Below are 20,692 nucleotides of genomic sequence, written 5' to 3'. Positions count from 1 at the left end.
TTTTTGGAAAAGGAATCTCGGTAAATACAAGATCTTCATTATGAGCAGTGGTATTCGTTTCCATAGGGTAGCCACCTCCTGTGGTTACTCTACTTTAACTTTCATCAGGCTGCTACCCGCTGTTTTAATTCCCGCTTACTGTGGAGGAAGCACTGCTTTCGTATCTAGAGTCTCATGACTTGCTTTCAGGCAATCATATGGAAGAAAATGGCGAAAGATTGTATCGAATCGAGCAAGCGAAGCAGTTTCAGTTTATCCTTTTTCTTCTGGATCTTGGTTTTTCCTATGAAGAGATCGGATCCTTGATCAAGGAAGGTCATGAAATAGAGCTTTTAGAAAATCTTTGCGATCAATCAAGTAAGATCAAGCAAGAGATCCAAAAGCTGCAACAATTGCATAAAGAAGTAGAATATCGCTGCGCACAAATCAAAACCAATGCCTCTTTGTTGGATCTTTCGATCCATACGGAACAATTTGATCGTCAATATCTTGATACTTTGCCTTGTGAAGCAGGCGAAAAATGGTTCGAATTTGAAGAAAAGAATCGGAATAAAAATGGGTTTTCTAAAGAATCTGGGTTTTTATTTCAAGAAGAAGAGAGCAAGATCGTTCCTAGCGCCTAATTTATTTTCACATCTTATTGCAAAAAGACGTATTTAGAGAAAGGTGTGTATTTAGTTGGTAATCTGATCGGTGATACCCAGATGAGGCGGATGTACTTACTCAAAAAAATAGATCAATATGCCAAAGAACATCGTCTTACCTTAACACAAACGGTAGCGTTCGTATGTTTGAATTCATTTTTAGCGCATGATGAAAGAGAAAAGATCGTTCAAATTCGTTTTCGGATCCAAGAATGATCGATTTTTGCGTAAATTGGATATGGTTTCATAGAAAATATAGTTTATAATATTTTTTAGAAAACGTAAGGAGAAATAAAATGAAATATGCGGTAGGAGTAGATATTGGAGGAACAAATTCGAGAGTCGCTTTGATCGATGAAGAAATGAACATTATCGATCGCGTCCAGTTTCCGACAAATGTTGAAGATCCAGATGAAACGCTAAAACAATTGGCGGCTGTTGTGAAGGGCTTTGAAGCGAGCGACAATAGAGAACTTGTAGGGATCGGCGTATCGTGCCCAGGACCATTGGACCTGATCAATGGCATCGTAATGGAAACTCCAAACTTAAAAGGGAATTGGCATCATTATCCAGTAGCTAAAAAGATCGAGGAGTATACGGGAATACCTTCTTATTTGGAAAACGATGCCAACTTGGCGGCTTTAGCGGAAGCTGTTGTAGGAGAAGGAAAAGACTATCGGTTCGTTCAATTCTTAACGATCTCGACGGGTCTTGGTTCTGGTCAAGTGATCGACGGGGAAATTTATATTGGAGCGCATGGTTTCGGTCATGAAGTCGCCAATGTTTGTATGTGGCAAGATGGTCCTCAACATGGTAGTTTGTATCCTGGAGGGATCGAAGCGATTTCTTCGGGAACAGCGATCACGACGCGCGCGCTGAACAAAGGCTTGAACGTTAAGCATGCTGGGGAAGTCAATGATCTTGCGGCAGCGGGCAATGAAATTGCTAAAGAGATCATGGATGATGCGAAAAAGTATTTAGCGAGCTTCATTTCAGCTCTGATCGCGATCACGGATCCCGAAATCGTCATTCTTGGTGGCAGTGTCGCGTTAAAGATCGATGGATTTGTGGATGAGGTCGAAGATCTTGTCAAAGAACAAGTGTTCGATGTCGTAAAACCATATGTCAATGTTCGTAAATCTACATTGAATGAAGATAGCGGCTTGTTGGGAGCGGGCTGTCTAGCGTTCAGCAAAGCGTCATAAAAAAAGAATTGTACAAAAGGCCAAGGTTTGCTTGGTCTTTTGTTTTATTCTTCAGCAAATAATGATAGTATTGTTTTTAGTATAACGTATGGAGGCTATCAGATGATTTATATAACGGGTGATATTCATCGAGAACAAGACATTCATAAAATCAATCCTCGCGAATTCGAGGCTGGAAATACACTGACAGAAAATGATTATGTCATTATTTGTGGTGATTTTGGATGTGTATGGGATGGCGGCGATGGCGATCGATTCTGGCTGAACTGGTTAGAATCGCTTCCTTGGAATACGCTCTTTATTGATGGGAATCACGAGAATTTTGATGTTTTAAAACAATATCCTGTCGTGGAGTATAAAGGCGGAAAAGCGCGGCAGATCCGTTCGAATATCTTTCATTTGCTGCGAGGAGAAGTATATACGATCGATGGAGCGACATTCTTTACGTTTGGAGGCGCTTATTCGCATGATATTCAATATCGAACAGAGCATGTCAATTGGTGGAAAGATGAGCTTCCAACATATCATGAAGTGAAGAATGCGCTTCATAATCTAGAAGCGCATGATTGGAAGGTGGATTATGTATTGTCGCACGATGTATATGAGTCACATCCTTTTTCCAAGCGATACGAAGTCAGCTTATCGCCTTATGGAGAAGGGTATGTCGACATTCATTCTTTTTTAGAAACGATCAAAAAAAAGCTATGCTATAAAGAATGGTTTTGCGGACACTATCATGGAGATTTTATTTATGAGCAAAAGCATCGATGTATCACTTTGTTCAATCGGGTCGTTTTGCTCGATCAGCTTGAAGACTTTTTAGTCGATTTTGAAACGATATAAAAAAAGAAGCGAACGAAATGGTCGCTTCTTTTTCGACTAATCTAGATCGATGATATCGCCTAAGTTGTCACGGATCGTTTTTTCCAACGTATCGAAAGAGGCGTTGAAACGGTTTTGATCGTTTTCGTTCAATGGCAGCGCCATGATCCTTTCGATCCCGTTCGAACCTACGACGCTTGGCGTACCGATAAACAAGCCGGAACGGTTATATTCGCCGTTTTGATAGCTCGATACTGGAAGGATGCAATGCTCGTTGTTCAAGATCGCATCGACGATCCGTTTAAGAGCGTATCCAATTCCATAGTAGGTCGCCTTTTTCCGTTCGATGATCGCATACGCTTTGTCGCGTACTTCAATATAAATGTCTTGCAGCTCTTGCAAAGAGATGTTGTTTTCATCCAAGTATTCCAATAATGATTTGCATCCAATATACGTATGGATCCAAGGGACAAAGCTGGAATCTCCGTGTTCACCCATGATATAGGCATGGATATTCGAATCCGCAAAGCCTAAGAAACGACTCAAAGAATGACGCAGACGCGCGGTATCCAATACAGTTCCTGAACCGATGACTTGATTTTGTGGTAAACCGATCGTTTTCCATGCGACATACGTCATGATGTCGGCAGGGTTGTTGGCTACTAGCAGAATGCCGTGGAAGCCGTTGGCCTTTAATGATTCGCAAACCCCTTTTGTGATATTTGCGTTGATCTTTACAAGTTCTAGACGCGATTGACCAGGTTTTTGAGCTGCGCCCGCAGTCAATACGCAAACGTCTGTATCGGCGGCGTCTTCCTCATAAGATCCGGCTTTGATCTTCATTTTACTGTTCGCATAGACAAGTCCATCATTCAAGTCCATTGCTTCGCCTTCCGCTTTGTCGGTATTCACATCCACGAGAACCATTTCATCGATTCCGCGTTCGTTGAGCATCGTATAGGCAAATGACATCCCAACAAATCCAGTTCCTATGAGCATGATCTTTCTTTTTTTAATTTTTTCTTGCTCCATTTTAAGATTTTCCTCCTATAATTTATCTCAATTATAAACGTTTTTAACTATCGGCACAACAATTAAGGCGCTTTCAACCGGAAGAAAGGAGAGTATATCTTTATTGGCTATTGGAAGAGAGCGTGATTTCGGTCTCGATTTCTTTTCCATCGCGAACGACAGTGATCGGAACACGATCGCCGATCTTTAAAGAACGTAATTCTTTTTTAACTTCGCTTGTTGAAGAGACGTCTTTTCCGTTGAAACGGATGATTTGATCGTTGACCTTTAATCCTGCCTGGTCGGCCGCTCCTCCATCAATGATTTGAACGATATATACACCATCGTTATATTTGGAATTTCCATATAAAGAAGTGTCCGTATAATCATATAGGCTGACATTCAATGCAGGCCGATTGGTTACAGTGCCATTGCGGACAAGTTCATCCAAGATCTCGACCGCATCGCTGATCGGGATCGCAAATCCTAAGCCTTCAATGCCGGCGCTGCTTTGTTTGGCATTGACAATGCCGATCAAATTTCCTGCTTCATCGAATAAGCCACCACCAGAATTTCCTGGGTTGATTGCCGCATCCGTTTGAAGAAGAGTCATGGTTTCGTTTTCAATGGTGATTTCTCGGTTCAGCGCGGAAATGATTCCAGTTGTCACCGTTCCTCCTAGCGAACCTAATGGATTACCGATCGCGATCGCGATATCGCCGACTTTAAGCTCGTTAGAGTTTCCAAAGGTCGCAGCTGGAAGATCGTTGGCTTCGATCTTGATGACGGCAAGGTCTGTTTGCGCATCCCGTCCGATGAGCTTGGCGTCGTATTCGCTGCCATCGACTGTTTTGACTGTGATCGTGCTTGCACCTTCAATGACGTGGTTGTTTGTGATGATATATCCATCGGAAGTCATGATAACGCCGCTTCCTGCGCCTTGTTGAACATATTGTTGGAAAGGATTGCTGCCACTGGATGCGATTTCGGTGGTGATTTCTACAACGGTCGGCCGGCATTGGTCGACTACGCTGCTCACGTTGACAGCTTCAATATTGGTGCGATTCTGCGTTTTACTCGTATTTGCCTGCGATTTTGAAGAATCGGAAGATGTCGTTGTATTTTGCTTCGATGCGAGCGTATATGCGGCGTATCCTCCACCGATCCCGGCTGCTCCAGAACATAAAATCGTACATAATGCTAATGCTATCCATTTTCCGGATCCTGATTTCTTTTTTTGAAATTCAGGAGGTCTTGATGCTTGATTCATAGTGTCCTCCAATCTAAGTTTCGATATTTATAATAGTAGCACATTCTTAAATTTAGTTTAAAATGGAGCACTTTTTTTCAAAAAACGGGTCAATTTATCTTTTTCTTTCTAAGGATCATAAAAAGATGATATACTTGATTCGAAGTAAGCGTTGAATTAGGAGGTTTACATATGGCAGAAGTAAAGAAAACAGTAAGCGAAAAAGACGCTGCTGCTGTTAAAAAAACAACAAGCGTTGCGAAGAAAAAGGAACCAACGACAAATGAAACATCGTCAGGAAAGAAAGCAAAAGCGGCTCCAAAAAAAGCTGCGAAAAAAGCAGGAACGAGCGTTACAAATAAAACAACAGAGAAAAAGACGGTTAAGAAGGCAAGTGCTGCAGCTGATCAAAAACCAGTTGCTCCAAAGGCTGCTGAGCCAGCAGTCAAAGCCGCTGCCAAAGAACCAGCCGTCCAATCCAATACTCAGCCAAAAGGAAGCGATGCAGCAGTTAAGACTGTATCGGCTGCAGCAGAGCCAACTCAAGAAGCGAGCGTAAAAAAAGCGACTCCGAAAAAGCCGGCGGCTAAAAAATCTGCTCCTAAAAAGACTTCAACAAAGAAATCTGCCGTTTCTAAAAAGGAAGAAATTAAGAAAGAAGAACCAGCAAAAGCGGAAGAAAAGAAAGTAGAAGTTAAGAAAGAAGAACCGGTTAAGGCCGAAGAAAAGAAAGTAGAAGCTAAGAAAGAAGAACCAGCTAAGGCGGAAGAAAAGAAAGCCGAAGTTAAGAAGGAAGAGCCAGTTGTAGTCGAAGAACAAGCTACAGAGACGATCAGCCCAGAAGAAAAAGCGAAAGTCTATGCGGACTTCTCCTTAGATACTTTGATCGATATGGCAAGAGCGCTAGGGATCGATAAAGGATATGATGACTATAAAAACATCTTGTTGGATGAAAGCGATCTTGATAAGATCATAGCTTCTTTAAAAGAGGAAGCGAAACTTGCGGATACCTTCTTGTATGAGGATGATGGATTCGATATCGATATGATTCCTGTGCTTTTATCAAAAGTCGGCGATACGATGGAGCTGAAGGCGAGCGATTTTGATGATCTAAGCAATCGGGTAAATAAAGCGATGCAATTGGAACTGAGCGATGACGCGCTAGCGAATACTGAAGTTTACAATGAATTGTTCGATACGGTGCGTCAAGTATTGATCTTAGCGCAACGCCGCAACATCCGTTCTTTAGAAGAGATCGATCGTTATTTAAGAGCCGATGTGAAAGCTCTCGTGATCAAATTCATGGATGTCGCTTATGAAGTGCTCAAAAATTGGCAATATAAAGATGTGAAGTATTATGAAGGCTTCATCTATTCAGTATTATCTCAATTTGATGCCCTTCACGACGAACTTGGCAATCGCGCGATGATGGACGTTGCCGATCTATTGATCGTTCATGGCGATTATGGATTAGGAGACGCGAACTATCGATATATCATTCGGGAGAACGCGCTTAAAGACATGATCTATTTCCGATTCGCGAATATCTATCGAGATATCGACCGGGATAAAGCGCGCGCGATCGCGAATGAAGCTCTTCAATGGGTGGATGGGCGATATGACTATTACCCAGCGATCATCGACATTTTAGAAAATTAACAAATAAACTCCCATTTTGGGAGTTTTTTCTTGCTTTTCTTGGTTAAATATGTATAATTGCGAATATTGACTATAAACAGGAGGAATACATGAGCAATACATCAAAATTACCGGAATGGATCTTCCATTGTTTGGATCAATACGGGAACTGTGCATGTGGGAGAACGATCGTTAAAAAATTTGGGAAAGAAAAGTTTTTAGATTTATTAGAAGGGGAAGCCTATCCTTGTGAATTAGAAATCTTATCCGATCAAAAAGATAAGAGTCAATATCCTAAAGATGGAACTTACATCATCACTTTAAAAAATCGATCCATATTGTTTGAAATGGAAGAAGAGGAAGCCGAATAGAGCTTCCTCTTTTTTTACAATCTTGATTTGATTTCCGCGACAAACTCGCTCGTACTTGCCTGGCCACCCAAATCTTTTGTTAGAACTTTTCCTTCCTGGAACACTTGATCCAGCGCGTTTCGAATCTTTGAAGCGCTCTCTTCCTCGTGCAAGTCATCCAACATCATACAAGCCGAAAGAAGCAGTGCAGAAGGATTTGCTAGATTTTGTCCTGCAATATCTGGAGCGCTGCCATGAACCGCCTCATACATCGCATACGAATCCCCCCGATTGCAGCTTGGCAACAAACCTAAACCACCAATCAAACCCGAAGTAAGATCCGAAAGAATATCTCCATATAAATTTGGCATAACAAGCACATCGAATCGTTCTGGATGCATCACTAAATTCATGCAAGCAGCATCGACGATCATAGAATCCGCCTCGATTTGTGGATATGATTTGGCGATTTCTTCAAAAATCCGTAAGAACATTCCATCGCTCTTCTTTAAAATATTGGCCTTATGGATACACGTCACTTTATGCCGGCCATTTTTTAGGGCATATTCAAAAGCCTCTTTGATGATCCTCTCGCTCGCTTTCCGCGTGATTTTTTTGATTGCATGCACAGTGTCTGCATCGATTTCGATTTCTTCACCAATATATAGATCTTCCGTATTTTCGCGGAACGTTACAAGATCCACGTTTTCAAATCGCGTAGGCAATGCCGGATTTGAAAGCGCTGGACGAATATTGGCCCATAGATCATATTTTTGACGCAAAGTGACATTCAACGATTTGAATCCAGACCCGATCGGTGTCGTGATCGGCGATTTCAACAAAACTTTGTTTTTCTCAAAACTATCGAATCCTTCCTGCGGAATGAACGAACCTGTCTTTTCATAGACAGCTGCACCTACATCAAAGATCTCAAAATCCAAAGGAGCATTTGCCGCCTTTAAAATATCAAGGACCGCATCCGTAATTTCTGGTCCAATCCCATCGCCTCTAAACACTGTAATTGTTTTAGTCATTGTACGACCCCTTTCTTTCACCGACATAAATATTGGCAGGACGAATCAGCTTGCGATTTGACTGTCTATTTTCAAGATGGTGCGCGATCCAGCCAGCACACCGGGAAATAGAAAACATTGAAGTAAATAAAGAAGAATCGATCCCCAACATCCGATAAGCAAAACCAGAATAAAAATCGACGTTCGCGCAACAATCGATCCCTTTCACTCGCTTCATCGCTTTGCAAGCCGCCCTTTCAAAATGAGAAAACAATTCAAATTCATCTTCAAGACCTTTTTCGATCGCTAATTTTCGACATTCCTCTTTGATCAAGACCGCGCGCGGATCGCTCTTTGTATAGATCGCATGGCCAATACCATAAATCAATCCAGCTCGATCATAGTATTCTTTCGCAAGAAGAGAGTACGCGATCTCTTCAAGCTTTTGATCATCCCATCCGTTTTTGCACGAATGAATGAGAGCATCAAACTGCCCGCTGACTTTTTGAGCCGCGCCCCCATGACGAGGACCCTTTAAAGAACCGATCGCAGCCGAAATGCATGAATAAATATCTGTACCCGTGCTTGTGATCACAACATTGGCAAACGTTGAATTGTTTCCACCACCATGATCTGCATGAAGCATCAACAAAGTATCCATCAGACGCGCTTCCTGCAAGGTATAGTTTTCTTCATTCCGTGCAAGGACGAGAATGTTCTCCGCCAAGCCTTTATCATGAAGAGGATATTTTGTAAACAAAGTATGATGATATTGCGAAAAAACAAAGAGAGGAATACTAGCAAGGATCGAGATCCCTTTTTGCATCCGGTCCGGAAGCTCGTCATCATCAGGATTTGGATCATCGCCATACAGCTTCAAGATCTCGATCTGCAAAGCATTTAAGATGCTCTTTGTTTCATATTGCTCGTCGATCATATTCGTGTTGATCTCATCCTTGAGTATCGTTTTGAATTGAGCGAGTTCCTCTTGATCAGGAAGCCGGCCCATGATCAATAAAAAAGCGACCTGCTCATATCCATCGACCATATCACCAGACTGCATCCGGATCAAATCATCGACAGAATAGCCGCGATAAATCAACTGACCATCGATATTGTGCTTTTTGCCATGCACCATTTGGTAACCAACCACATCGCAAATCTTTGTCAAACCCACTTTGACACCCGTTCCGTTCTCGTTTCGAAGACCTTGCTTCACACGATAACGCGCATACAAAGAAGGGTCGATCTGGTTATAAGCCATGTTTTCAGTGTAGATCTGTTTCAACGTTTTCATATAATTCCTTTCATTCGTTTTCATATTATAACACATCCTCTTACATTATTTAGGAACTTTGGTATAATCAGTACGTGAGGTGAACGAATGAAAACATTAGCTCAAAAAATTTTAGACGCACACACGATCTCAGGGACATGCAAAACCGGAGAACAAATCGAAATCAAGATGGATCAAACGCTAACACAAGATGCGACAGGAACGATGGCCTACATGCAGCTAGAAGCCATGGGAGTCGATCAAGTGAAAACGGAGCTTTCCGTAAGCTATGTCGATCACAATACACTGCAAAGCGGATATATGAACGCTGATGATCATGCCTACCTTCAAAGCGTAGCCGCCAAACATGGCATCTATTTTTCGAAAGCGGGCAACGGGATCTGCCACCAGCTTCATTTAGAACGTTTCGCCAAACCAGGAAAAACATTGATCGGTTCAGATTCCCATACACCTACAGGAGGAGCGATGGCGATGATCGCGATCGGTGCCGGAGGACTCGATGTCGCCAAAGCGATGGCTGGCATTCCTTACCGGATCACGTATCCAAAAATTATAGAAGTCCGCTTAACAGGAACGCTACAGCATGGAGTATCCAGCAAAGATATCATCCTCGAATTGTTAAGAAGAGAAAGCGTGAAAGGCGGCGTTGGAAAGATCTATGAATATACAGGCGAAGGCTTAAAAAACCTAAGTGTATATCAAAGAGCGACAATCACGAATATGGGTGCGGAGCTTGGAGCGACGACTTCGATCTTTCCAAGCGATGAAAATACACGCCTCTTTTTAGCCCAGCAGCAAAGAGAAGAAGACTATCAGCCGCTAAGCGCGGATCCAGGCGCTGTGTATGATGGCTTGATCGAAATCGATCTATCGAGCTTAAAACCAGCAGCCGCTTGTCCAAATTCCCCAGACAATATTGAATCGATCGCCAATCTAGCAGGCAAAAAAGTCGACCAAGTCGCGATCGGATCATGCACGAATTCTGGCTATGAAGACTTAATGAAAGTCGCAGCGATTTTAAAAGATAAAAAAGTTGCACCGCATACTTCGTTAGTGATTTCTCCAGGATCGCGTCAAGTCATGCGCAAACTGATCAAAAATGGCGCCTTCGCGACTTTTGTCGACGCGGGAGCTCGCATTCTCGAGTGCACATGCGGACCGTGCATCGGCATGGGACAATCTCCAAAAAGCGAAGGAGTCTCCTTGCGTACATTTAACCGGAATTTCTATGGAAGAAGCGGAACTCTTTCCGCTGAAGTCTATCTCGTATCGCCCGAAACGGCAGCCGCCAGTGCGATCGCTGGCTATATCACCGATCCTACAGAAATCGAGTATGAGGATGCCTTTGAAAAAGAAGAGAGCTTTGTCGATGATTCCATGATCTATGCGCCACATCCGGATCCAGAACAAGGTGAGATCGTCATGGGACCGAATATCAAACCGCTACCAATCAATGACGCTTTGCCAAACGCATTTAAAAAACGGGTCGTGATCAAGCTGGAAGATAATATCACCACAGACCATATCGCGCCAGCTGGTGCGAAAGTGCTCCCTTATCGTTCTAATATTGAAAAGCTGTCAACATTCGTTTTTGAAAACAATAAAAAGGATTTCCATCTGGTCTGCAAGGAAAACGATGGTGGGATCATTGTCGCCGGAGAAAACTATGGGCAAGGAAGTTCACGAGAACATGCGGCGCTTGCTCCGATGTATTTAGGTGTCAAAGCGGTGATCGCGAAAAGCTTTGCCCGCATCCATCTAGCGAACTTGATCAATTTTGGCATCATTCCTTTCGTCTTCGAAAACAAAGATGACTATGATTTGATCGATGATCTCGATGATCTCGTCTTTGAAAATGTATACGATCTAGAAAAAGAGCCAAGATTTATTCTTCGCAACGCTACAAAACAAATCGAGATCCCTCTGCTCGCACAGATCAGCGAACAAGACTTCGAGCTCCTGAGGGCAGGAGGGGCCCTTAATTATGTGCGGAATCATCAATAATTATTCTTGACATTTTTTGAAAAACTAATTAATGTAAACAATATAGAAAATAAATGAAAATGCGATGAAAGGAAATAGTACAGCCCCAAAGCGAATAGAGACTTCTTGGTTGGTGGAAAAGAAGCGTGTAAAGGCTCGAACACATCCTAGAGCACTTCAGGCGAAATGAAGAGTAGTCTGAAACGGTTGCTTCCGTTACCGAGCTAGAGTATGTTAGTACTCGATAAGGTGTTTTTCGCAAGAAATGCACGAAGTAAGGTGGAACCACGCAAGTTTAGCTTTCGTCCTTTGGATGGAAGCTTTTTTTATAAAGGAGAGAAAGAAGAATGAATCAAATCCAACTTCCTGCAGGATTCAGAGATTCGATCTTAGATGAATGCCGAAAGAAGAACGAACTAAAACAAACTTTGAATGCGGTTTTCGAATCCTATGGATATGAAGAGATCCAAACGCCCGTTCTTGAGTTTTATCAAACGTATTCAAAAGCGTTCTCGAATCTTAACGACCAAGACATGTATAAGTTTTTTGATCAAGAACAAGATATCTTAACATTAAGGATCGATATGACAGTGCCGATCGCACGCGCGGTGACGACTCGATTCAAAGATGAAATGGGACCTTTCCGGCTCCGCTATTGCGCAAACGTATATAAGGTGCGTCCATCCTTGAGCGGAAAACGAAGCGAAGTCATGGATTGCGGCGTGGAATTGATCGGACTTGATCATCATGCAGACCTTGAAGTTCTCGCTTGCGCTTTAGAGGCTTTAAACGCCTTAAACTTGCCAAACTTTATGCTTGAGATCGGAACCGTGCAATTTTTCGAGTGCGCATGCCAGATCGCAGATTTAAATGAAACTGGACGCCAAACGCTAGCTGATCTTATCGACCGCAAAAGCCTTGTAGAATTGAAAGAATACTTAGATACTTTACCGATGACGAATCAGATCCGCACATTCTTTTTGAATCTGCCACTATTAGGTGGAGAAAAAGATGTTTTAGAAAAAGCTTTGTCGTTGTCGTTTGCGCCCGAACTCGAGAGCGTGGTGCTCCAAATGAAACAATTAGACGCCCAACTCACGGAATTAGGATATGGCGGTCTTTATCAATTTGATTTTGGAAAGATCCCCCATCTTGATTATTATACAGGGATCATTTTTGAAGGTTTTGTGGAAGGGGTAGGAAACAGCGTGTTGAGCGGAGGTAGATACGATAAACTGCTCCAAGTGTTTGGCAATGATCTGCCTGCTTGCGGTTTTTCATTCAAGCTCGATACGCTAGCCGAAACGATCTCTATCCCAACAAAAAAAGCCAATATCCAAGTGCTATACCCTCAAGCGCAAATCGTGGAGGCGCTCAAGATCGCTCAAAAGCTGCGTCAAAAGGGGAACGTAGAACTTCGATTAGCCAATGTAGAAACGATATATATCAAGGAGGAAGAGTAATGAGCTTATCAATGGCCTTGACCAAAGGACGCCTTGAAAAGAAAACCGTCGAAATGCTCGACGCATGCGGATATGGCACCGAAGCCCTTAAAGACAAGGGGCGGGCGCTTGTCTTCAAAGACTCAAAAAAAGATCTTGAGTACTTTCTTGTAAAAGCCAACGACTGCATCACCTATGTAGAGCATGGGGTAGCGGATGTGGGGGTCGTAGGAAAAGACACCCTCTTAGAGGGCGGTAAATATTATTATGAATTGCTCGATCTTGAAATCGGAAAATGTCGCTTCATCGTCGCTTCTTTACCAGAAAACGATCTGTTCAATAAAGTCGGACATATCAAGATCGGAACAAAATATCCCAATGTCGCCCGCAATTATTTTTTAAGTAAAGGCATGGACGTCGAAATCATCAAGATCGATGGCTCTGTCGAGCTCTCCCCGCTATTAGGATTGTGCGATGGGATCGTCGATATCATGGAAACAGGAGCCACTTTAAAAGAGAATGGCTTGATCGTTTTAGATACTGTTTGCCCGATCAGCGCGCGGCTGATCGTCAATAAAGCGAGTTTCAAGCTCAAAAGAAAAGAAGTCATGGATTTGATCCACGATCTAGAACAGGAGGTTTTAAGAAATGCTGCAGCCCTTGAATAAACAAGAACAAGCAAAACTCGTCCAATTCGTGAGTGAACGCTCTCAAGAAATCTCAGCCGATATTTTGATCAAGGCGCAAGAAATCATCGATCAAGTCAAAGAACAAAAAGACGACGCGCTTTTTGCCTTGACAAAGCGCTTCGATCAAGTTGACCTTTCTTCTTTGAAAGTCAGTGAAGAAGAACTAGATGAAGCGATCGCTCAATGCGATCCCGCCTTCAAAAAAGCGATGGAAATGGCGAAAGAGAACATCGAGTTTTATCATAAAGCCCAAAAACAGAACTCCTTTTTGCTCGAAAAAGAAGAGAAGATCTACTTGGGACAACGCGTTCTTCCTCTCGATTCAGTTGGCATCTATGTGCCAGGTGGAAGAGCCCAATATCCAAGCAGCGTCTTAATGAACACGATCCCTGCCAAAGTGGCTGGCGTAAAACGGATCGTGATGACGACCCCACCCAATGCGGAAGGGAAGATCCATCCCAATATTGCCTTTGCTGCCAAACTTGCCGGCGTGGATGAAATCTATAAATTGGGAGGCGCGCAAGCGATCGCCGCTTTAGCCTATGGAACCCAAAGTATCCTTCCTGTTGATAAGATCGTCGGCCCTGGCAACATTTTTGTGGCTGCCGCTAAAAAACTCGTATTCGGGAAAGTAGATATCGATATGATCGCAGGACCAAGCGAGATCCTTGTCATCGCGGATGGAAAGGCGGATCCAAAGTTTGTGGCCGCCGATCTTCTCTCTCAAGCAGAACATGATCCGATGGCTTGCTCAATCTTGATCACGACAAGCCCCAAGCTTGTCGATCAAGTCAATCAAGAACTAGAAAAACAAAGCGCTGTTCTTCCAAAACGTGAGATCGTAGAACAATCGCTAGCCAACCATGGACATTCGATCGTTTGCGACAGTCTTGAAGAATGCATCTCTTTATCGAATTTGATCGCTCCAGAACATCTCGAACTCATGGTCGAATCCCCGATGGAGTATTTAGGTCAAGTCAAGCATGCAGGCAGCGTATTCCTTGGCTATTATACTTGCGAGAGTGTCGGCGATTATTTTGGAGGAACGAACCATGTGCTTCCAACAAGTGGCACGGCGCGCTTCTCTTCGGCACTGGGTGTAGATAGTTTTATTAAAAAATCGAGTTATTTGCATTATTCAAAAGAGGCACTTCAAAAATATGGGGAGCAAATCGTGAAAATGGCGCAAGAAGAACAACTCGACGCCCACGCGCAAGCGATCTTAGTAAGGATGGATACATAATGGGAAGCTATTCTTATCAAAGCCATGCGCAAAAGGGTATTTTGCTCAATGCGAACGAATCCCCATACAAACCGGCGCCGGCAATTTTAAAAGAAATCCAAGAAAACATCACGACATTGGATCTGAATCGATATCCGGACAATACCTATTGGAAGCTAAGAGAAGAATACAGCAAACTGCAAGGACTGCGACCAGAACAAGTATTAGTCGGAAACGGATCCGACCAAATGCTTGGCTTGTTTATTGGAAATTTATTAGGAGAAAAGAAAATCGCTCTTAGTTTCTCGAAAGACTTCAGCATGTATGATTATTATATTTCATTATATGGAGGAGAACTCGTCAAATATCCGATCGACCCGGAAGTTCCATTCGATCTTCAAGACTGGATCCAAACGATCGAAACGATCGATCCAGACCTAATCCTCTTTTCCAATCCAAACAATCCAACGGGCTTGTTTTTAGAAAAAGAGTCGATCCAGAAAATATTGGAAGCTTTTCCAGAACGCAAGATCCTTGTCGATGAAGCGTATGTCGAATTCGCGCCAGAAAGCGCGCTTTCTTTGATCGATCGATATCCTAATTTATATGTGACCCGAACGCTTTCCAAAGCCTTTGGGCTCGCGGGCATTCGGTTAGGGTTCCTGCTTTCGGATCCAAAAAATATCGAATGGCTCCAACAAAGAAACGTACCCTATTCTGTCAATCGTCTCAGTGAATTTGTCGCGCTCAGCGCGCTAAAGCATGTTGATCAAATCGAGCCAATATTGAAAGAAATCATTGACAGGCGCGATTGCTTTTTAGAATTCGGAAAGCAGCTGCAAAAAACGACGCTCTATCCATCGCAAGCCAATTTTATTCTTTTTCGTTCAAAACAGCTTCAAGCCATCCTAAGAAAAATGAACGAAAAAGGGATCCAGATCCGCGTCTTTCCAAATGAAGATTATGCCCGGATCACGATCGGAAGCGAACAAGAAATGGAACTTGCCAAAGAAGTGTTTTTGGAAGTAGAAAGGGAAATATGAGAGAAGCGGCAATCGAAAGAAGCACAAAAGAAACAGAAGTAAGAGCGCAGATCGTCTTGGATGGAAGCTCTCAAAGCAAGATTAAGACAGGCATTGGTTTTTTTGATCATATGCTCACTTTATTCGCCTTCCATTCTGGATGCGACCTTTTCCTAGAAGCCAAAGGCGATCTCGAGGTCTGCGATCATCACACGATCGAAGATTGCGGCCTCGTTTTGGGGGATCTGATCAAAGTCGCTCTGCAGGACAAGCGAGGGATCCATCGTTATGGAAGTTTCACGATCCCTATGGATGAAACTCTCTGCTCTGTCGATCTTGACTTAAGCGGAAGACCTTATCTAGTCTATCATTGCGAAACAAAGCGGGAGATGATCGGAACATATTCCACCGAAATGACGGAAGAGTTTTTTCGGGCATTGGCGACTCGAAGTGGAATGACTTTGCATATCAATGTTCATTATGGCAATAACGACCATCATAAAATCGAAGCGATCTTCAAAGCGTTTGGACGCGCCCTAAAACAAGCGATCCAAATCGATTCCGATCAAATCGTTTCGAGCAAAGGAGTGTTAGAATGATCGGGATCATCGATTATGGAATGGGAAACTTGCACAGTGTCAAAAACGCGTGCGATCATCTGCAGATCGAAGCGCTGATTTCTAACGATAAAGACACGCTCGCCCAATGCGATCGTTTGATCTTGCCAGGCGTTGGAGCCATGAAAGATTGTATCGATACATTAAAAAAAGAAGATCTCTTCGACTGGATCAAAGAACAAGTTTTGGAGCATAAAAAACCAATATTAGGAATCTGTTTAGGGATGCAAGCTTTGTTCGAGTCCAGCGAAGAAAATGGGGGAGTCGAATGTTTTGGGTTTTTGCCCGGTAAAGTCATCTTGATGAAAGATGAACGGTTGCGGATTCCTCATATCGGCTGGAATTCGCTAGAGTGGAAACCTATGGAGGGATATACACCAATCGAACCAAGCTTTGTGTATTATGATCACTCATATTATGGCATAGGCTTTGATCCCGATGACTTAGTGGCGTACTCTCATTATGGAGATTTTATCATTCCTGGTTTCGTGAAACGGAACCATATTTATGGCACCCAATTTCATCCTGAAAAAAGCGGTGAAGTGGGATTGTCGATCTTGAAAGCATTTGGAAAGGGAGAATTATGATCATATTACCAGCAATCGACTTATTGGATGGAAAGCCTGTGCGGCTTTATCAAGGCAATTATGAAAGCCAGGTCCAGGTTTCGCCTTCAGCACAACAAAGCGCCCAATATTTTAACGATCTCGGGGCAGAATACTTACATTTAGTAGATCTGAATGGTGCGAAATATGGAGAGCGGATCCATTTTCCGTTGATCAAACGGATCGCTGACGAGACAGGAATGAAGGTAGAAGTGGGTGGTGGTATCCGCACCATGGAAGATATCGAAGCGTATTTGAATGCGGGTGTAGACCGCGTCATTTTAGGAACAGCGGCGTTAAAAGAGCCAGAAATCTTGAAGGAGGCTCTGAAACGGTATGGAGAGCGGATCGTTGTCGGGATCGATTGTAAAGATGGATTTGTCAGTGTGGCCGGATGGCTCGATGACTCGAAAGTGAATTACCTTGATTTCGCCAAACAAATGGAACAGCTTGGCGTCAAGACGATCATATTTACCGATATTTCTAAAGATGGCACGCTTTCTGGACCGAACCTGGAAATGCTCCAACAGCTCAAAGACAGTGTGAATGTGGATCTGATCGCTTCAGGAGGGATCAAAGACATCGAAGATATCAAGGCGCTCAAAAAGCTTGGCGTGCACGGAGCGATCGTCGGCAAAAGCATCTACGCCAAAACGCTCGATCTTAAGGAAGCAATCGATGTAAGCCATGGAGATAAAACATGTTGACAAAACGGATCATCCCGTGTCTTGACGTCAAAGATGGAAAAGTCGTAAAAGGAATCAATTTTGTCGGCTTGAAAGAGCTAGGTGATCCAGTTGAGCTCGCGAAAAAATATTATGAGCAGGGCGCGGATGAACTTGTGTTTTTAGATATTACCGCGACCCATGAAAAGCGGGATACGATCGTTGATCTTGTAGAACAAGTGGCTAAAACGATCTATATTCCTTTTACGGTGGGAGGCGGAATCCGTACAATCGAAGACATTCGCAAGATCCTTTTAGCTGGCGCCGATAAGGTTTCCTTGAATTCGGCAGCTGTAAAAAATCCACAGCTCATCGAAGAGGGCGCGAAAATGTTTGGAAATCAATGTATCGTCTTAGCGTTGGATGCCAAGCGACGAAAAGACGATACGGGCTGGAACGTAGTCGTGAATGGAGGAAGGATCGACACCGGCCTGGACGCGATCGAGTGGGCTAAAAAGGCAGTAGAGCTTGGGGCCGGCGAGATCTTGCTTACGAGCATGGACGCGGACGGCACGAAGCAAGGATTTGATCTTCCTTTATGTCGATCGATCCGAAACGCTGTTCCTGTTCCTGTGATCGCTTCGGGAGGCTGCGGTAAATTAGAAGACTTTTTAAAGGTCTTTGAAACGAAAAGCGCCGACGCGGCATTGGCGGCCAGCTTATTCCATTATGGAGAGCTCAAAGTGCAGGATGTAAAGGTGTATCTAGAATCGAAAGGAGTTGTCGTAAGGCCATGATCCAAGTCGATTTTAAAAAAGGAAATGGACTCGTTCCTGTCATCGTGCAAGATGTTCATACTCTTGAAGTGCTCATGCTCGCGTATATGAACGAGGCGAGCCTTCAAAAAACGCTGGAGACGAAGCTGGCGACCTATTGGTCTCGTTCAAGAAACGAATTATGGATAAAAGGAGAAACGAGTGGCCATTATCAGCATGTCAAAGAAATCTTGATCGATTGCGATCAAGATACGCTTCTTCTTAAAGTCGAGCAAGAAGGAGCGGCTTGTCATACGGGCCATAAAACTTGTTTTTATAGAAATTTAGAGGAGTAGACATGGATATTTATCAGAAGGTTTTTCAAACGATCTTAGATCGTAAAGCCAATCCGGAACAAGGAAGCTATACAGCGTATTTGTTTGAGAAAGGGAAAGAAAAAATCTTAAAGAAAGTTGGAGAAGAATGCACCGAAGTGATCATCGCTTCGTGTATGGATCAAAAAGAAGATTTGATCAACGAATATGGAGATTTGATCTATCATCTCATGGTGCTTATGGCCGAAGAAGGAATCACTTTAGAAGATATCCAGAAGGTCATGGAAAAAAGAGATCAAAAGACGCATAACCTTAAGCCGGAACGAAAACCGATCGAAAATTTATAAGCAGAGAAATCTGCTTTTTTTTGTTACGCTGTTTCGATTTTTTAAATCGAATTCTAAAGGTATAATGTAAGCGAATACAAAAGGAGGATTCGATTATGGGATTTCCAAAAAATTTTTTGTGGGGTGGAGCCGTCGCGGCCAACCAATGTGAAGGGGCTTATTTAGAGGATGGAAAAGGCTTGAGTGTTCCGGACATGCTTTTGGGAGGCGATGTCAATACACCAAGAACATTCTTGCCAAAAACGGATGAAATCGCTTTTTATCCTAGCCATGAAGCGATCGATTTCTATCATCGTTATAAGGAGGATATCGCCTTGTTCGCGGAAATGGGATTTACCGTATTCCGCCTTTCGATCAACTGGGGAAGGATTTATCCAAATGGCGATGACGAAGAACCAAATGAAGAGGGATTGGCTTTTTATGACGCCGTGTTTGACGAATGCGAAAAGCATGGTATCGAACCTCTCGTAACGCTTTGTCATTATGAGATTCCTTGGAATATCGTGACGAAATATGGAGGCTTTTCGAATCGAGAAGTGATCGATCTATTCGTCAAATACGCGAGAACGTGCTTTGAACGCTACAAGGATAAAGTAAAATATTGGCTGACATTCAATGAAATCAATATTCCTTGCATGCATGCAGGCGGGATCGGGCCTTTATATGGTCTAGGGATCATGGAAGAAGAAGATATTCAATCGGATCATCACATCCCGCTCACTGAACTTAAATACAATTTACAAAGAACGTTCGAGGGCTTGCATAATGAGTTTGTGGCGAGCGCGCTAGCGGTAAAGCTTGGTCATGAGATCAATCCTGATTTTATGATCGGAAATATGATCGCGCATGAAACGACCTATCCGCTCACTCCAAATCCAAAAGATGTATTGGCTTGCATGAACGTGGATGATCTCCACAATAATTTCTGCGGAGATGTTCAAGTTCGCGGCGAATATCCTTCGTTCATGTGGCGTTATTTTAAGGAAAATGGAATCGACACATCCTTCATTACCGAAGAAGATAAAAAGATCTTGAAAGAAGGTACGGTCGATATGTATACCTTCTCCTACTATATGACCAATTGCGTGACTGTGGATGAAAAAGCGGAAAAGATCGGCGGCAATATGTCGATGGGCGCAAAAAATCCATATTTGAAGGCGAGCGACTGGGGTTGGCAGATCGATCCAGATGGACTTCGCTATACGTTGAATGTTCTTCATGGACGCTATCCGCATACACCTTTGATGGTCGTAGAAAACGGATTTGGTGCTTTTGATGTCGTTGAAGAAGATGGATCGATCCACGACGAATACCGGATCAACTACTTCCGTCCTCACATTGAAGCGATGAGGGAAGCGATCGAAGATGGTGTACCTTTGATTGGCTATACGACATGGGGCCCGATCGATCTTGTATCGGCAGGAACAGGTCAATACGCGAAACGATATGGATTCATTTATGTGGATCGTCACGATGATGGTACAGGTGATTTCTCGAGAAGCAAGAAAGACTCCTTCGATTGGTATAAGAAAGTGATCGCTTCCAACGGAGAAGATCTGGACTAAATATTTACCAGAGTCAATTTTACCGTTTAAACGACTATGTATTCCAAAAAAGGGACACGTTCATCGGTTTTAAAGTATACTGAAAGTGCTTAAAAAGGACTAACGCTTTTTCCTGCAACTAGACTATGCTAATCCCTAGGTAGTCATAGTGCACGTTCGATCCTCTCCCAAAGGATCTCTAGCTGTAGGATCTTTGTTTTAAAGAGGGCTGAAGTG

At 43.1% G+C, this 20,692-nt stretch carries 22 protein-coding genes and 1 other annotated feature; of the genes, 18 read left to right on the top strand and 4 right to left on the bottom strand.

All coding sequences use genetic code 11. The features are described 5' to 3' along the window. Positions 1–197: 197 nt before the first annotated feature. The 4 genes from BO225_RS04300 to BO225_RS04290 all read left to right on the top strand — a co-directional run bounded on the left by BO225_RS04300 (position 198) and on the right by BO225_RS04290 (position 2,692). The gene (locus tag BO225_RS04300; protein ID WP_076341039.1) at positions 198–623 is read left to right on the top strand and encodes a MerR family transcriptional regulator; all 426 of its coding nucleotides are present in this window, start codon (positions 198–200) and stop codon (positions 621–623) included. 90 nt (positions 624–713) lie between these two features. Continuing rightward, positions 714–860 (top strand): hypothetical protein, encoded by a 147-nt coding sequence (locus BO225_RS12315; protein ID WP_158023784.1) that lies wholly within the window; start codon positions 714–716, stop codon positions 858–860. Between the two features lie 80 nt (positions 861–940). After that, positions 941–1,849 carry an ROK family protein gene (locus BO225_RS04295; RefSeq protein WP_076341038.1) on the top strand — a complete coding sequence of 303 codons (909 nt, stop codon included), beginning with the start codon at positions 941–943 and terminating at the stop codon, positions 1,847–1,849. A 102-nt stretch (positions 1,850–1,951) separates the two neighbouring features. Further along, on the top strand, positions 1,952–2,692 hold the full coding sequence (locus tag BO225_RS04290) for a metallophosphoesterase family protein (RefSeq protein WP_076341037.1): 741 nt from the start codon (positions 1,952–1,954) through the stop codon (positions 2,690–2,692). Positions 2,693–2,728: 36 nt separating this feature from the next. Here the strand turns inward: BO225_RS04290 and BO225_RS04285 are convergent, their stop codons facing one another. Together BO225_RS04285 and BO225_RS04280 are read right to left on the bottom strand one after the other, a co-directional pair. Continuing rightward, positions 2,729–3,703 carry an L-lactate dehydrogenase gene (locus tag BO225_RS04285; RefSeq protein ID WP_076341036.1) on the bottom strand — a complete coding sequence of 325 codons (975 nt, stop codon included), beginning with the start codon at positions 3,701–3,703 and terminating at the stop codon, positions 2,729–2,731. Positions 3,704–3,803: 100 nt separating this feature from the next. Further along, on the bottom strand, positions 3,804–4,952 hold the full coding sequence (locus BO225_RS04280; protein ID WP_076341035.1) for a S1C family serine protease: 1,149 nt from the start codon (positions 4,950–4,952) through the stop codon (positions 3,804–3,806). A 171-nt stretch (positions 4,953–5,123) separates the two neighbouring features. Here BO225_RS04280 and BO225_RS11990 point away from each other — a divergent pair, with 171 nt between their 5' ends. Together BO225_RS11990 and BO225_RS04260 are read left to right on the top strand one after the other, a co-directional pair. Next, the gene (locus tag BO225_RS11990; RefSeq protein WP_083632079.1) at positions 5,124–6,590 is read left to right on the top strand and encodes a hypothetical protein; all 1,467 of its coding nucleotides are present in this window, start codon (positions 5,124–5,126) and stop codon (positions 6,588–6,590) included. An 89-nt stretch (positions 6,591–6,679) separates the two neighbouring features. Then, positions 6,680–6,940: a hypothetical protein gene (locus BO225_RS04260; protein ID WP_076341031.1), complete on the top strand. Its 261-nt coding sequence runs from the start codon at positions 6,680–6,682 to the stop codon at positions 6,938–6,940. 14 nt (positions 6,941–6,954) lie between these two features. Here the strand turns inward: BO225_RS04260 and BO225_RS04255 are convergent, their stop codons facing one another. Continuing rightward, entirely contained in the window at positions 6,955–7,953 is a 999-nt protein-coding gene (locus BO225_RS04255; RefSeq protein ID WP_076341030.1) for an isocitrate/isopropylmalate dehydrogenase family protein, read from the bottom strand. After that, positions 7,946–9,253 carry a citrate synthase gene (locus BO225_RS04250; protein WP_233120286.1) on the bottom strand — a complete coding sequence of 436 codons (1,308 nt, stop codon included), beginning with the start codon at positions 9,251–9,253 and terminating at the stop codon, positions 7,946–7,948. The genes BO225_RS04255 and BO225_RS04250 overlap by 8 nt, the downstream gene beginning before the upstream one ends. Before the next feature lie 63 nt (positions 9,254–9,316). Between BO225_RS04250 and BO225_RS04245 the strand changes: the two genes are divergently transcribed. From BO225_RS04245 to BO225_RS04190, 12 genes are all read left to right on the top strand, one after another. After that, positions 9,317–11,233 (top strand): aconitate hydratase, encoded by a 1,917-nt coding sequence (locus tag BO225_RS04245; RefSeq protein WP_076341029.1) that lies wholly within the window; start codon positions 9,317–9,319, stop codon positions 11,231–11,233. A gap of 55 nt (positions 11,234–11,288) precedes the next feature. Continuing rightward, positions 11,289–11,525, top strand: a binding site (T-box leader). 34 nt (positions 11,526–11,559) lie between these two features. Further along, positions 11,560–12,675, top strand: a complete 1,116-nt coding sequence (gene hisZ / locus BO225_RS04240) for an ATP phosphoribosyltransferase regulatory subunit (protein ID WP_076341028.1) — start codon at positions 11,560–11,562, stop codon at positions 12,673–12,675. Next, positions 12,675–13,322, top strand: coding sequence for an ATP phosphoribosyltransferase (gene hisG, locus BO225_RS04235; RefSeq protein WP_076341027.1), 648 nt, complete (start codon positions 12,675–12,677; stop codon positions 13,320–13,322). The genes hisZ and hisG overlap by 1 nt, the downstream gene beginning before the upstream one ends. Beyond that, the gene (hisD, locus tag BO225_RS04230) at positions 13,303–14,586 is read left to right on the top strand and encodes a histidinol dehydrogenase (RefSeq protein WP_076341026.1); all 1,284 of its coding nucleotides are present in this window, start codon (positions 13,303–13,305) and stop codon (positions 14,584–14,586) included. The genes hisG and hisD overlap by 20 nt, the downstream gene beginning before the upstream one ends. Next, on the top strand, positions 14,586–15,608 hold the full coding sequence (locus BO225_RS04225) for a pyridoxal phosphate-dependent aminotransferase (protein ID WP_076341025.1): 1,023 nt from the start codon (positions 14,586–14,588) through the stop codon (positions 15,606–15,608). Before hisD ends, BO225_RS04225 begins: the two co-directional genes overlap by 1 nt. Further along, the gene (hisB, locus tag BO225_RS04220; RefSeq protein ID WP_076341024.1) at positions 15,605–16,186 is read left to right on the top strand and encodes an imidazoleglycerol-phosphate dehydratase HisB; all 582 of its coding nucleotides are present in this window, start codon (positions 15,605–15,607) and stop codon (positions 16,184–16,186) included. Before BO225_RS04225 ends, hisB begins: the two co-directional genes overlap by 4 nt. Next, entirely contained in the window at positions 16,183–16,791 is a 609-nt protein-coding gene (gene hisH / locus BO225_RS04215; RefSeq protein ID WP_076341023.1) for an imidazole glycerol phosphate synthase subunit HisH, read from the top strand. The genes hisB and hisH overlap by 4 nt, the downstream gene beginning before the upstream one ends. Further along, positions 16,788–17,516, top strand: coding sequence for a 1-(5-phosphoribosyl)-5-[(5-phosphoribosylamino)methylideneamino]imidazole-4-carboxamide isomerase (gene hisA, locus BO225_RS04210; protein WP_076341022.1), 729 nt, complete (start codon positions 16,788–16,790; stop codon positions 17,514–17,516). The genes hisH and hisA overlap by 4 nt, the downstream gene beginning before the upstream one ends. Further along, entirely contained in the window at positions 17,510–18,271 is a 762-nt protein-coding gene (gene hisF, locus BO225_RS04205) for an imidazole glycerol phosphate synthase subunit HisF (RefSeq protein ID WP_076341021.1), read from the top strand. The genes hisA and hisF overlap by 7 nt, the downstream gene beginning before the upstream one ends. Further along, complete coding sequence (hisI, locus tag BO225_RS04200) at positions 18,268–18,585, top strand: phosphoribosyl-AMP cyclohydrolase (RefSeq protein ID WP_076341020.1); 318 nt, start codon at positions 18,268–18,270, stop codon at positions 18,583–18,585. Before hisF ends, hisI begins: the two co-directional genes overlap by 4 nt. A 2-nt stretch (positions 18,586–18,587) precedes the next feature. Further along, positions 18,588–18,911 (top strand): phosphoribosyl-ATP diphosphatase, encoded by a 324-nt coding sequence (hisE, locus tag BO225_RS04195; protein ID WP_076341019.1) that lies wholly within the window; start codon positions 18,588–18,590, stop codon positions 18,909–18,911. A gap of 95 nt (positions 18,912–19,006) precedes the next feature. Beyond that, positions 19,007–20,476 carry a glycoside hydrolase family 1 protein gene (locus BO225_RS04190; protein WP_076341018.1) on the top strand — a complete coding sequence of 490 codons (1,470 nt, stop codon included), beginning with the start codon at positions 19,007–19,009 and terminating at the stop codon, positions 20,474–20,476. The last annotated feature ends 216 nt before the right edge of the window (positions 20,477–20,692 follow it).

It is taken from the genome of Dubosiella newyorkensis, from assembly GCF_001945605.1.
Classification (GTDB): domain Bacteria; phylum Bacillota_I; class Bacilli_A; order Erysipelotrichales; family Erysipelotrichaceae; genus Dubosiella; species Dubosiella newyorkensis.
Note: the sequence above shows the minus strand (reverse complement) of the source record. Positions and strands in the feature narration are given on the sequence as shown.

What these genes read in the sequence shown, in the direction of transcription:
- BO225_RS04300 (WP_076341039.1), top strand. Translation starts at nt 198, where the DNA reads ATGGAAGAAAATGGCGAAAGATTGTATCGAATCGAGCAAGCGAAGCAG.
- BO225_RS12315 (WP_158023784.1), top strand. Translation starts at nt 714, where the DNA reads ATGTACTTACTCAAAAAAATAGATCAATATGCCAAAGAACATCGTCTT.
- BO225_RS04295 (WP_076341038.1), top strand. Translation starts at nt 941, where the DNA reads ATGAAATATGCGGTAGGAGTAGATATTGGAGGAACAAATTCGAGAGTC.
- BO225_RS04290 (WP_076341037.1), top strand. Translation starts at nt 1,952, where the DNA reads ATGATTTATATAACGGGTGATATTCATCGAGAACAAGACATTCATAAA.
- BO225_RS04285 (WP_076341036.1), bottom strand. Translation starts at nt 3,703, where the DNA reads ATGGAGCAAGAAAAAATTAAAAAAAGAAAGATCATGCTCATAGGAACT.
- BO225_RS04280 (WP_076341035.1), bottom strand. Translation starts at nt 4,952, where the DNA reads ATGAATCAAGCATCAAGACCTCCTGAATTTCAAAAAAAGAAATCAGGA.
- BO225_RS11990 (WP_083632079.1), top strand. Translation starts at nt 5,124, where the DNA reads ATGGCAGAAGTAAAGAAAACAGTAAGCGAAAAAGACGCTGCTGCTGTT.
- BO225_RS04260 (WP_076341031.1), top strand. Translation starts at nt 6,680, where the DNA reads ATGAGCAATACATCAAAATTACCGGAATGGATCTTCCATTGTTTGGAT.
- BO225_RS04255 (WP_076341030.1), bottom strand. Translation starts at nt 7,953, where the DNA reads ATGACTAAAACAATTACAGTGTTTAGAGGCGATGGGATTGGACCAGAA.
- BO225_RS04250 (WP_233120286.1), bottom strand. Translation starts at nt 9,253, where the DNA reads ATGAAAACGAATGAAAGGAATTATATGAAAACGTTGAAACAGATCTAC.
- BO225_RS04245 (WP_076341029.1), top strand. Translation starts at nt 9,317, where the DNA reads ATGAAAACATTAGCTCAAAAAATTTTAGACGCACACACGATCTCAGGG.
- hisZ (WP_076341028.1), top strand. Translation starts at nt 11,560, where the DNA reads ATGAATCAAATCCAACTTCCTGCAGGATTCAGAGATTCGATCTTAGAT.
- hisG (WP_076341027.1), top strand. Translation starts at nt 12,675, where the DNA reads ATGAGCTTATCAATGGCCTTGACCAAAGGACGCCTTGAAAAGAAAACC.
- hisD (WP_076341026.1), top strand. Translation starts at nt 13,303, where the DNA reads ATGCTGCAGCCCTTGAATAAACAAGAACAAGCAAAACTCGTCCAATTC.
- BO225_RS04225 (WP_076341025.1), top strand. Translation starts at nt 14,586, where the DNA reads ATGGGAAGCTATTCTTATCAAAGCCATGCGCAAAAGGGTATTTTGCTC.
- hisB (WP_076341024.1), top strand. Translation starts at nt 15,605, where the DNA reads ATGAGAGAAGCGGCAATCGAAAGAAGCACAAAAGAAACAGAAGTAAGA.
- hisH (WP_076341023.1), top strand. Translation starts at nt 16,183, where the DNA reads ATGATCGGGATCATCGATTATGGAATGGGAAACTTGCACAGTGTCAAA.
- hisA (WP_076341022.1), top strand. Translation starts at nt 16,788, where the DNA reads ATGATCATATTACCAGCAATCGACTTATTGGATGGAAAGCCTGTGCGG.
- hisF (WP_076341021.1), top strand. Translation starts at nt 17,510, where the DNA reads ATGTTGACAAAACGGATCATCCCGTGTCTTGACGTCAAAGATGGAAAA.
- hisI (WP_076341020.1), top strand. Translation starts at nt 18,268, where the DNA reads ATGATCCAAGTCGATTTTAAAAAAGGAAATGGACTCGTTCCTGTCATC.
- hisE (WP_076341019.1), top strand. Translation starts at nt 18,588, where the DNA reads ATGGATATTTATCAGAAGGTTTTTCAAACGATCTTAGATCGTAAAGCC.
- BO225_RS04190 (WP_076341018.1), top strand. Translation starts at nt 19,007, where the DNA reads ATGGGATTTCCAAAAAATTTTTTGTGGGGTGGAGCCGTCGCGGCCAAC.